The sequence below is a fragment of the Listeria cossartiae subsp. cossartiae genome (assembly GCF_014224155.1).
GTDB classification, from domain to species: domain Bacteria; phylum Bacillota; class Bacilli; order Lactobacillales; family Listeriaceae; genus Listeria; species Listeria cossartiae.
The window spans coordinates 21202-32427 of record NZ_JAASUI010000007.1 but is presented as its reverse complement, the minus strand read 5'-3'; the positions used below and the strand labels follow the sequence as shown (position 1 = coordinate 32427).

At 38.7% G+C, this 11226-nt stretch carries 8 protein-coding genes and 1 other annotated feature; of the genes, 2 read left to right on the top strand and 6 right to left on the bottom strand.

Annotation, left to right across the window (positions count from 1 at the left end):
- Positions 1 to 153 precede the first annotated feature (153 nt).
- The 4 genes from tsf to leuS all read right to left on the bottom strand — a co-directional run bounded on the left by tsf (position 154) and on the right by leuS (position 5963).
- A complete protein-coding gene (tsf, locus tag HCJ30_RS14130) occupies positions 154 to 1038 on the bottom strand; it encodes a translation elongation factor Ts (protein WP_008948017.1) in 885 nt (294 codons plus the stop codon).
- Positions 1039 to 1117: 79 nt separating this feature from the next.
- Positions 1118 to 1867: a 30S ribosomal protein S2 gene (gene rpsB, locus HCJ30_RS14125; protein WP_003723971.1), complete on the bottom strand. Its 750-nt coding sequence runs from the start codon at positions 1865 to 1867 to the stop codon at positions 1118 to 1120.
- A 211-nt stretch (positions 1868 to 2078) separates the two neighbouring features.
- On the bottom strand, positions 2079 to 3419 hold the full coding sequence (locus HCJ30_RS14120) for an SNIPE associated domain-containing protein (protein WP_185392788.1): 1341 nt from the start codon (positions 3417 to 3419) through the stop codon (positions 2079 to 2081).
- Between the two features lie 132 nt (positions 3420 to 3551).
- Positions 3552 to 5963 carry a leucine--tRNA ligase gene (gene leuS / locus HCJ30_RS14115; protein WP_185392786.1) on the bottom strand — a complete coding sequence of 804 codons (2412 nt, stop codon included), beginning with the start codon at positions 5961 to 5963 and terminating at the stop codon, positions 3552 to 3554.
- 73 nt (positions 5964 to 6036) lie between these two features.
- Positions 6037 to 6238 (bottom strand) — a binding site (T-box leader).
- A 128-nt stretch (positions 6239 to 6366) separates the two neighbouring features.
- Between leuS and mnmL the strand changes: the two genes are divergently transcribed.
- Positions 6367 to 7332, top strand: a complete 966-nt coding sequence (mnmL, locus tag HCJ30_RS14110; RefSeq protein ID WP_185392784.1) for a tRNA modification radical SAM protein MnmL/YtqA — start codon at positions 6367 to 6369, stop codon at positions 7330 to 7332.
- Positions 7329 to 7904, top strand: coding sequence for a tRNA 5-(aminomethyl)-2-thiouridylate-methyltransferase MnmM (gene mnmM / locus HCJ30_RS14105; protein WP_185392782.1), 576 nt, complete (start codon positions 7329 to 7331; stop codon positions 7902 to 7904). The genes mnmL and mnmM overlap by 4 nt, the downstream gene beginning before the upstream one ends.
- A 25-nt stretch (positions 7905 to 7929) precedes the next feature.
- On the opposite strand, the gene asnB is transcribed toward mnmM, so the two are convergent.
- Complete coding sequence (gene asnB / locus HCJ30_RS14100) at positions 7930 to 9795, bottom strand: asparagine synthase (glutamine-hydrolyzing) (protein ID WP_185392780.1); 1866 nt, start codon at positions 9793 to 9795, stop codon at positions 7930 to 7932.
- A gap of 136 nt (positions 9796 to 9931) precedes the next feature.
- Complete coding sequence (metK, locus tag HCJ30_RS14095; protein WP_185392778.1) at positions 9932 to 11131, bottom strand: methionine adenosyltransferase; 1200 nt, start codon at positions 11129 to 11131, stop codon at positions 9932 to 9934.
- Between the last annotated feature and the right edge of the window lie 95 nt (positions 11132 to 11226).

The window sequence follows — 11226 nt, the reverse complement described above, 5'->3', positions numbered from 1 at the left end:
TTTGAATTATTACTAAGTGAATAATAAAGTATAAGTATTCACCAAATCTTACAATGATTGACTCCTAGTAAGCGTGCATGAAAATATTTAAAAAGAAAAAGCCCCGCATTTTCTAAGAAAATACGGGGTTTTACTAATCAATTTAAAATTGACTTATTTTTTCACTTGGCTCATTACTTCTTCAACAAAGTTATCTTCTTTTTTCTCGATTCCTTCGCCTACTTCGAAACGTACGAATGATACAACTTTACCACCGCTTTGTTTCACGTAGTCGCCTACAGTGATGTCTGGGTTTTTAACGAAAGGTTGGTCTTCTAAGGAAATTTCGCTTAGATATTTTTTCAAACGGCCTTCTACCATTTTTTCAACGATATTAGCTGGTTTGCCTTCGTTTAATGCTTGTTGAGTTAATACTTCTTTTTCGTGTGCAACTTCTTCAGAAGAAACATCTTCACGAGAAATGTATTTAGGGTTGATTGCAGCGATGTGCATAGCAACGTCTTTTGCAACTGTAGCATCAGTAGTTCCTTCAAGAAGTGTAAGAACACCAATACGTCCGTTCATGTGGATGTATTCGCCGAAAGCAGAGTTGTCTGCTTTTTCTTTTACTTCAAAACGACGAAGGGAAATGTTTTCACCGATTTTTGTAATTGCTTCAGTGATGTAATCTTGAACAGTTTGGCCATTAGGCATTTCTGTTTTAAGCGCGTCTTCTAAGCTATCTGGACGTACTGCAAGAATTTGTTTAGCTAAAGCGTCAACTAATTGTTGGAAGTTATCGTTTTTAGCAACGAAATCTGTTTCAGCATTTACTTCAAGTACTACGGCATGTTTTTCATTGCTGATTACATGAGTCATACCTTCAGAAGCTACACGATCAGATTTTTTCGCAGCTTTAGCGATTCCTTTTTCACGAAGATAGTCAATTGCTTTTTCCATATCTCCTTCTGTTTCTACAAGTGCTTTTTTACAATCCATCATACCAGCACCAGTTTTTTCACGTAATTCTTTTACCATTTGAGCTGTAATATTAGCCATTTATTTTCCCTCCAATTTTTCTCTTTAAAAAAGGTGATAAGAATAGTGCCTTATCACCTTGAAAGTTTCAAATAAAATCTTATGCTTCAGTAGTTTCTTCTGTAGCTTTTTCTTCTACAGGAGCAACTTCCGCTTCCGTTAACTCTTCCCCTTGGTTCACTTCAATGATAGCGTCAGCCATTTTAGCAGTTAAAAGTTTAACCGCGCGGATAGCGTCATCATTTGCAGGGATTACGTAGTCGATTTCATCCGGATCACAGTTTGTATCAACAATACCGATGATAGGAATATGAAGTTTACGAGCTTCTGCAACCGCAATACGTTCTTTGCGTGGGTCAACGATGAATAATGCATCAGGAAGACCTTTCATGTCTTTGATTCCGCCTAAGAAGCGTTCTAGTTTTTCTTGTTCTTTTTTAAGAAGGACAACTTCTTTTTTAGGAAGGACTTCAAAAGTTCCATCTGCTTCCATTCTTTCGATTTTTTTAAGGTGTTGAATACGTTTTTGAATAGTTTCAAAGTTAGTTAAAGTACCACCTAACCAACGATGATTCACGAAATATTGTCCAGAACGGATAGCTTCGTCGCGAACGGATTCTTGAGCTTGTTTTTTAGTTCCTACAAACAGGATAGTTCCGTTGTCGCTAGCTACTTCACGCATGAAGTTGAAAGCTTCGTCTACTTTTTTCACTGTTTTTTGTAGGTCAATGATATAAATACCATTTCTTTCTGTGAAGATATATTTCTTCATTTTTGGGTTCCAACGGCGAGTTTGGTGACCGAAGTGAACGCCAGCTTCTAATAATTGTTTCATTGAAATAACAGGCATGTGTTATTCCCTCCTATTGGTTTATTTTTTGCGGATAACCGCCCTCCGCATGGATCAACCAGCTGAAAAACTTGCGCGAACAAGCCGCCAAGCACCTTCTCAGTCTGTCACCGTGCGTGTGTGATTTAACACTGTTTCCTAATATACCATAAAAACACTTTAAATGCAAGAGCAATTACGGCTGAGCTTGCAAGTTTTACGGCTTCAAATATTAATTAATTAACGCTAATGATTCTCGATACTCTTGTGCCTCAGGAATTTTTTCGAAATCAATAGTCAAACTTTCATATTTAGAAAGCTCTTCTTCTAAATCGCTAATGGCTACTTTGAAAAATTCTTTTCTATTATTTACTTTATTAATCCGATAGTTAGAGAATTTTTGATGTAATTCAGCTTCTAGTTTATATGCTTCATAACTAAAAATTAAGGCATGCACATCATATTTGAATGGAACAGAAGCGCTACTTAATTCACTTATTCTTTCTAGTGGATTTAGTCGGCGAGTAACACCTATTTTCACTATATCGTCTCCAAAAGATCCGATATTGCTAATAATATATACATAGCCTGCTTGAGCATGTGCTTCTCTGTAGTCAAGCTCTTCTTTCTCTGTTTCTTTTTCATTTATTTTTTTCTGTAATTCAGTGATTTTTAGCTCTAGATCAATTTGATTTGCATCTTTTGAATCCAGTTTTTGTTGTAATTCGTCCAACATGTTTTTATAATGCGTAATATCTTTATCAATGATTTTCTTTTTATCATTGATTTCTTTTTGTAAAGCCTTCTCTTCTCGTTCCCGCTCTCTTTGCTCTCTTAATTGTTCTTTCTCATCTTGTTTCTTTTGTTCATATTCAAACGCTAAAGAAAGTTCATCTAATTTTAAATTTAAAAAAACTGGTGATATTTCAATTGAATTTGTTTCATTTAACTTATTCAATTGTTCATAAGACTTATTTATTCGTTTTTGTATTTGTAAAAAATTAGAGTATTTGACTTTATTGATAGCAGCTTCACATTCATTATTAAAAGCTCTCACTAAAGCCTTAACCAATCTATTAGTAAATGTTCTACCTTTTGCTGCACTTCCATCAACTGTCCAAGATTTTTGGACTAAAATTGCTTCTTTTATGGTAACTAATTGTTTTTGTTCTAAACGAATTTGTTCCAGTTTTTCTTTATAGCCTAAAGAAGTCGCAAAATCATATTTAGGTTTATAGAAACCAAACGTTTCCAATTCAATTTGTTCTGGCAGTTCAACCAACTCTTTTTGTAATTCTTCCTTCTTCATTTGCATTTCTAGCAGCTCATTGTTCAAAGTCGAAACATGGTTTTTAGCTTCTTTAATGATGTTCTCTCTAACTTCTTTATTTTCTTCTTCCACTTCTTTTTTCAAATTTGAAATCAAAGTTTCTTTGTCTGATAGCTTTACTTGCAACGAATCCAATTCCGTTTTTGAATGACTAATTTCTTTTAATAATTCATCTAGGTTTTTTTGTTCTTTTTTTACAGTTCTATTTTCTTTTAATTTGTCAAAAAATTTCAATCTCTTCATCCCTTCTTGATTATCTATATTTTGTAAAGATACTTCATTTTACCATAATAACTAGAGTAATATGAATGAAATCCTTACTAAAAAAATAGTGATGCAAAGACTACATTTAGCCTTTGTATCACTATTTTACAATCAATTCGCAACAATATTTACAAGCTTCCCTGGAACGACAATCACTTTACGGATTGTTTTGCCTTCTAGGTTTTCTTTCATTTTGTCGTCTTCTTGTGCGATTTTTTCTAGTTCTTCTTTTCCAAGCGATTTGGCAACAGTGATTTTACTTTTCACTTTGCCATTTACTTGAAGTACGATTTCCACTTCATCTTCTACTAATTTGGCTTCGTCGTATGTTGGCCAAGCTACGTAGCTGATTGTTTCAGTATGGCCTAGGATTTCCCACAATTCTTCAGCAAGGTGTGGTGCGATTGGTGATAGTAATTGAACGAAACCTTCGACATATTCTTTTGGAATCGTGTCTTGTTTGTAGGCTTCATTGATGAAAATCATTAGTTGGGAAATTCCGGTATTGAAACGCAGGTTTTCGTAGTGATTCGTTACTGTTTTCACCATGTGATGATATGCTTTTTCCAAATTGGCATTGGTTGCTGTTGTGACTTTTTCAGCGAGTGTGCCTTCTTCGGTTACTAACAAGCGCCAGATGCGGTCTAGGAATTTACGCGCACCTTCTAGTCCATTTTCATTCCAAGCAATCGAAGCTTCTAGTGGGCCCATGAACATTTCATACAAGCGAAGTGTGTCTGCGCCGTATTTTTCTACTACTTCATCAGGATTAACGACATTTCCTCTTGATTTGGACATTTTTTCATTATTTTCGCCAAGAATCATTCCTTGGTTAAATAGTTTTTGGAAAGGTTCTTTTGTTGGGACTACGCCGATATCGTACAAGAATTTATGCCAGAAACGTGCGTAAAGCAAGTGAAGTACAGCATGCTCTGCCCCGCCGATGTAAACGTCAACTGGAAGCCATTCTGCTAGTTTTTCTTTGTCTGCAATTGCTTCGCTGTTTTTTGGATCAATGTAACGCAAGAAATACCAGCTTGAGCCAGCCCATTGCGGCATGGTATTTGTTTCGCGACGTCCTTTACGGCCATTTTCGTCAGTTACGTTTACCCAATCATGCAAGTTCGCAAGTGGCGATTCGCCTGTGCCTGATGGTTTGATTTCCGTTGCTTTTGGTAGAAGTAGTGGTAGTTCTTCTTCTGGTACAAGCGTTGTTTCGCCGTCTTCCCAGTGGATAACAGGAATTGGTTCCCCCCAGTAACGTTGTCTGCTGAACAACCAGTCGCGCAAACGGTAGGTGATTTTGCGGCTACCGATGCCTTCTTTTTCTAGCCAATCAATTGCAGCGGTAATCGCTTCTGCTTTAGCTAGTCCGTTCAAGAAATCGGAATTAATGTGTGGACCGTCGCCAGTGAAAGCTTCTTTTGTTACGTCGCCGCCTTCAAGTACTGGTCGGATATTTAGGCCAAATTGTCGCGCGAACTCAAAGTCGCGTTCGTCATGTGCTGGTACGGCCATAATTGCGCCCGTTCCATATTGAATCAACACGTAGTCCGCAATCCAAATTGGCACTTCTTCGCCATTGATTGGATTAATTGCGTAAGCTCCTGTGAAGACACCTGTTTTATCTTTTGCAAGGTCGGTTCTTTCTAGTTCGCTTTTAAGTTCTACTTGTTTTTTGTATGCTTCTACTGCTTCTTTTTGCTCCGGTGTAGTGATTTTTTCGATAAGTTCATGCTCAGGTGCAAACACCGTATATGTTGCGCCAAAAAGGGTATCTGGGCGTGTTGTGAAGACGTTAAATGTTGCATCGCTACCTTTGATTTTAAAAGTGACTTCTGCTCCTTCAGAACGGCCAATCCAGTTGCGTTGCATGTCTTTGATGTTTTCAGGCCAGTCCACTAGGTCAAGGTCATCTAGCAAACGATCTGCATAGGCAGTGATTTTAAGCATCCACTGGCGCATTGGTTTACGGAAAACTGGGAAACCACCACGTTCACTTTTACCATCGATAACTTCTTCGTTAGCTAAAACTGTTCCAAGCTCTGGGCACCAGTTTACAGCGATTTCGGCTTCATAAGCTAGGCCGTTTTCATATAGTTTTTCAAAAATCCACTGAGTCCATTTGTAATATTCGGGATCTGTTGTATTGATTTCGCGGTCCCAATCGTAGGAAAAACCGAGTGATTTAATTTGGCGAGTAAAGTTTGCAATATTAAGTGCAGTAAATTCTTCTGGGTCATTACCAGTATCAATCGCATATTGTTCAGCTGGAAGACCAAATGCATCCCAACCAATTGGGTGAAGTACGTTCTTCCCTTGCATCCGTTTCATTCGAGACAAAATATCAGTTGCTGTATAACCTTCTGGATGTCCTACGTGAAGACCGGCTCCAGATGGGTAAGGAAACATATCTAGTGCATAGAAGTTTTCTTTATTTTTATCTTCGGTTGTTTTGAAAGTGTTATGTTCACTCCAATATTGTTGCCATTTCGGTTCCATTTTTTTATGATTAAATGTCACTTTACTCATCCTCTTTTCCTTAAAATATCGAATTTTGGCTACAAAAAAATCCCTACATCCCAACGGCTTATCGCCATGGGACGAGAGATGCTTCTCCCGCGGTACCACCCACATTAGTGTTTGACCACTCAACTTATCAATTCCTTAACGCGGAAAACGGGGATACACCCAAGCTCCATGGTAAGTTCATCCGGATTTTGTGACTGACTTGCACCAACCGTCAGCTCTCTTCACATCAAAATATGCAGATTACTACTCCAATTCATCGCTATTTCGCAAAATTCATTAGTTTTATTGTAGCTGAATTTCTTTTTTTTAGCAAGCACTCTGAAGATTTATCTAACTTTCCTAGTAAAATGTGCTAAAATGAATGGAGAATTTCATTTGAAGGAGTCTAAAACTAGTGAAACAAACGAATCCATTTGTATATAGTAATGATAATAAAAGATATCATACGTGGAATTACTGCTTGCGCGAGGAATTTGGTCAAAAGACTTATAAAGTGGCGCTAGATGGCGGCTTTGATTGTCCGAATCGTGATGGCACGGTCGCGCATGGTGGTTGTACTTTTTGTAGTGCGGCCGGTTCTGGGGATTTTGCCGGAAACCGCGCGCTCGATTTAAAAGTGCAATTCCAACAAGTTCGCGATAAAATGCAAACGAAATGGAAAGATGGTAAATGTATCGCGTATTTCCAAGCTTTCACGAATACACATGCCCCGGTTGCCGAACTGCGCGAAAAATTCGAAACAGTTTTGAATGAGCCGGGCGTGGTTGGTCTTTCGATTGCGACAAGACCGGACTGTTTGCCAGATGATGTCGTGGAATATTTGGCTGAATTAAATGAACGGACTTACTTATGGTTAGAGCTTGGATTGCAATCTGCTCATGATGAAACTGGGCGCTTAATTAACCGGGCGCATGATTATGATTGTTATGTAGAAGGTGTGCGCAAACTGCAAAAGCACAATATCCGAATTTGCACCCACATTATTAATGGGCTTCCAAAAGAAACACCGGAAATGATGATGGAGACAACCCGCAAAGTAGTAGAAAGTGGCGTTGACGGTATTAAAATCCATTTGCTTCATTTATTAAAAGGGACGCCTATGGTAGAAGATTATAAAAAAGGTGATTTAGAATTTTTAACGCGCGAGGGCTATGTGAACTTAGTGGCTGATCAACTTGAAATCTTACCACCAGAAATGGTTATTCACCGGATTACTGGTGACGGTGGTGTGGATGATTTAATTGGACCGGTTTGGAGTTTGAATAAGTTTGAAGTTCTGAATGCGATTGATGCGGAACTCGTTCGAAGAGATAGCTGGCAAGGGAAACTGTATCAACCTGCGGAAGTGATTTCTGAATGAATTTAAGAGGTATCCTCCCCTTCGCCCATGACACCCTTCGAAAAGTAGTTCGTTCGGGAGATTATGTAGTGGATGCGACTTGTGGAAATGGGCATGATACGCTTTTACTAGCGGAACTAGTCGGCATTAACGGCCATGTGCTTGGGTTTGATATTCAACAGCTGGCGATTGATGCGACGAAAGAGCGCTTAGAAAACGCGGCTGCCAGTTCACAAGTTGAGCTCGTTTGTGCTAGCCATGCGCGCATCCCAGAATATACATCCAAACCAGTTCGCGCTGCTATTTTCAATCTTGGTTATTTACCTGGTGGTGATAAAGAAATTACGACAACGGCGGACTCCACTTTAGAAAGCATTGGCCATTTAATGGAGCTGCTTGAAGTTGGTGGCGTCATTATTCTCGTTATTTATCACGGTCACCCTGCTGGAAAACAAGAAAAAGATGCTGTTGTGACTTTTTGCGAAGCTATCCCCCAACAAGATTTCCATGTATTATCTTACAACTTTATTAATCAAAAAAATGATGCTCCATTTGTGATTGTCATCGAAAAAAGAAAACCTAGACAAAGCTAGTAATTAGCCTGTCTAGGTTTTCTTTTTATTTTTTGAAATCGTATTTATCTGCTACGTATACATCATACCAAATCATGAAAATAACGACTGTCCAGATTTTACGACTGTAGTCGAATTTACCAGCACAGTGGTCGTCTAGTAAGTCTAGAACGTATTGTTTGTTAATTAAATGATCGGTTGGTGATTCTTTGATAATATTTTTAACCCAAGCGTTCATTTCGTCTTTTAACCAGTGACGAATGGGTACTGGGAATCCTAGTTTGCGGCGGTTAAGTACGTGTTCTGGTACAAATGTTGCTGCCGCTTTACGTAAGATATATTTGGTTGTTCCATTGGTTGTTTTCATTGTATCTGGAATATTTCTTGCCACGTTGTACACTTCTTTATCAAGGAAAGGTACACGGACTTCCAGTGAATTAGCCATTGTCATCCGGTCAGCTTTGAGAAGAATATCTCCGCGAAGCCACGTATGAATATCAATGTACTGCATTCTTTCTACAGGATGATAATTCGTTGTTTCCGCATAAAATGGATCTGTAATGTTCGTATAATCATGTCCAGATTGGTATTGTGGAAGTAAAATTTGCTTTTCTTTTTCCGTGAACATTTTCGCGTTTCCGATATAGCGTTCTTCCATCGGCGTTGTTCCACGTTCTAAGAAACTTTTACCACGCATTCCCTCTGGCATAACACGCGCTACGCTATTTAACAAGGATTTAAATACGCCTGGCATTTTGTTAAACATCGCAAGGGAATTTGGTTCGTTATAAATGTTATAACCACCGAAAAGTTCATCTGCGCCTTCACCTGATAATGCTACGGTTACTTGTTTGCGAGCTTCTCTTGATAAGAAGTAAAGCGGAATAGCAGCCGGATCAGCAAGTGGATCATCCATATGCCAAACAATTTTTGGTAATTCTTTCATATATTCTTCCGGTGAAATAACATAACTAATGTTTTCTACGCCAAGTTTGTCTGCTGTTTCTTTTGCTACATCGATTTCACTGAAACCATCGCGTTCAAAACCAACAGAGAATGTTTTGATTGCTGGGTGATATTCTTTGGCAATTGCTGCAATAATCGATGAATCAATACCGCCAGATAGGAATGAACCCACTGGTACGTCAGAACGCATGTGCATTTTAACCGAATCATACATTACATCACGGACTTCTTTGATCCATGCGTCTTCTGATTTAGTTACTGGTGCAAAAGAAGCTTTCCAATAAGTAGTAATTTCCATTGGTTGACCAATTTTTTTCGTGAACTGATGTCCTGGTTCTAAACGTTTGACATTTTTAGTTAAGGAATCTGGTTCTGGAACAAATTGATATGTCATGTAGTTTTGTAATGACACTTCGTCCAATTCTTTTTCTTTTAACGCATGTAAAATGGATTTCTTTTCAGAACCCATGAACAGCTTGCCGTCTTCTTCTGCATAGAAAAATGGTTTAATGCCGAATGGGTCGCGTGCGCCGTAAACAAGTTCTTCTTGTTTGTCCCAAATAACAAAACCAAACATCCCGCGAAGACGTTCTGCTGTTTTTTCTTTGTATTTCGCATAAGTAGCGATAATTACTTCGGTATCACTTTCGGTTTCAAATGTCATTCCTTCAGCAACTAATTGCTCGCGGAGTTCCACATAGTTATACACTTCTCCATTAAAAATAATCCAGTAACGTTCATTTTCATACGTTAAGGGTTGATGACCGTTTTCTACATCAATAATACTTAAACGGCGGAAACCAAACTGCACGTGATCATCTGTGAAGTATCCTTCATCATCTGGCCCACGGTGCGTAATCATACTATTCATTTGTCTAAAGGTTTCTTTATCAGCGCCAGTAATTTCTGTAATGCGGTCATGTACGCATCCTACAAATCCACACATGGTAACATTTCTCCTCTATATAGATAATCATTTTATCTTTTTTTCACAACGTCTATCATATCATAACTAGACTCGCTTTGCACTGTTTAGGAAAGAAAAAAACCGAACATTTCTGAGATGAAATGCTCGGTTAGGCTTATTTTACAATTAATTTTTTCAACGCTTCTGCTTTGTCGGTTCTTTCCCAAGGTAAATCAAGATCGCTACGGCCAAAATGACCAAATGCAGCTGTCTGACGATAAATTGGGCGACGTAGGTCTAGCATATGGATAATGCCAGCTGGTCGTAAATCAAATAATGCATTTACGCCATCGATTAATTCTTGTTCCGAATAATCGCTTGTTCCGTATGTGTCAATCGAAATCGAAACTGGACGAGCAACGCCAATGGCATAAGCTACTTGTACTTCTACTTTTTTAGCAAGTCCGGCAGCTACGATATTTTTAGCAACGTATCTAGCAGCATAAGCGCCGGAACGGTCTACTTTGGTCGGATCTTTACCAGAGAACGCTCCCCCGCCATGACGTGCATAACCACCGTATGTATCCACGATGATTTTACGGCCAGTTAAGCCAGCATCACCAAGTGGACCACCGATAACAAAGCGGCCAGTTGGGTTGATAAAGTATTTCGTGTCTTCATCTAAGAAAGAAGCATCAATCACTTCTGGGAAAAGATGTGTGTGCAAGTCTTTCGCGATTTGTTCTTGCGTGATATCCGGATGATGTTGGGTAGAAACAACAATTGTATCAATCCGAACTGGTTGATTAAATTCATCATATTCAACAGTTACTTGTGTTTTTGCATCTGGACGCAAGTAGTCTAATTTATTTGTTTTACGTAATTCTGTTAACTTACGTGCCAAACCGTGCGCTAAGAAAATCGGAAGTGGCATTAATTCTTCTGTTTCGTCTGTTGCAAAACCGAACATTAAGCCTTGATCTCCCGCTCCAATCGCTTCAATAGCAGCGTCAATTTCGCTACCACTTCTTGATTCTAATGCTTCGTCTACCCCTTGCGCAATATCTGGTGACTGTTCATCAATTGCCGTTAAAACAGCACATGTTTCTGCATCAAAACCATATTTTGCACGTGTATAGCCGATTTCTTTAATAGTATCACGAACAATTTTTGGGATGTCTACATAAACAGACGTCGTAATCTCTCCCGCTACTAATACTAAACCAGTCGTCACCGTGGTTTCACAAGCCACACGCGCGTCCGGATCTTTTGAAATAATTGCATCTAAAATTGCATCAGATATTTGATCTGCAATTTTATCTGGATGTCCATCAGAAACCGATTCTGATGTGAATAGATGACGGTTTTTAGCCAATTTCATTTTCCTCCTTTAGTTCTCTCCAAATACGTCTCATATAAAAAGCCTCTCCCTATTTTGCACAAAACGCGCACGAATAGAGAAAGGCTATA

Coding starts and splice junctions, on each gene's coding strand:
- tsf (WP_008948017.1), bottom strand. CDS start 1,038: ATGGCTAATATTACAGCTCAAATGGTAAAAGAATTACGTGAAAAAACT.
- rpsB (WP_003723971.1), bottom strand. CDS start 1,867: ATGCCTGTTATTTCAATGAAACAATTATTAGAAGCTGGCGTTCACTTC.
- HCJ30_RS14120 (WP_185392788.1), bottom strand. CDS start 3,419: ATGAAGAGATTGAAATTTTTTGACAAATTAAAAGAAAATAGAACTGTA.
- mnmM (WP_185392782.1), top strand. CDS start 7,329: ATGAATTTAAGAGGTATCCTCCCCTTCGCCCATGACACCCTTCGAAAA.
- asnB (WP_185392780.1), bottom strand. CDS start 9,795: ATGTGTGGATTTGTAGGATGCGTACATGACCGCATTACAGAAATTACT.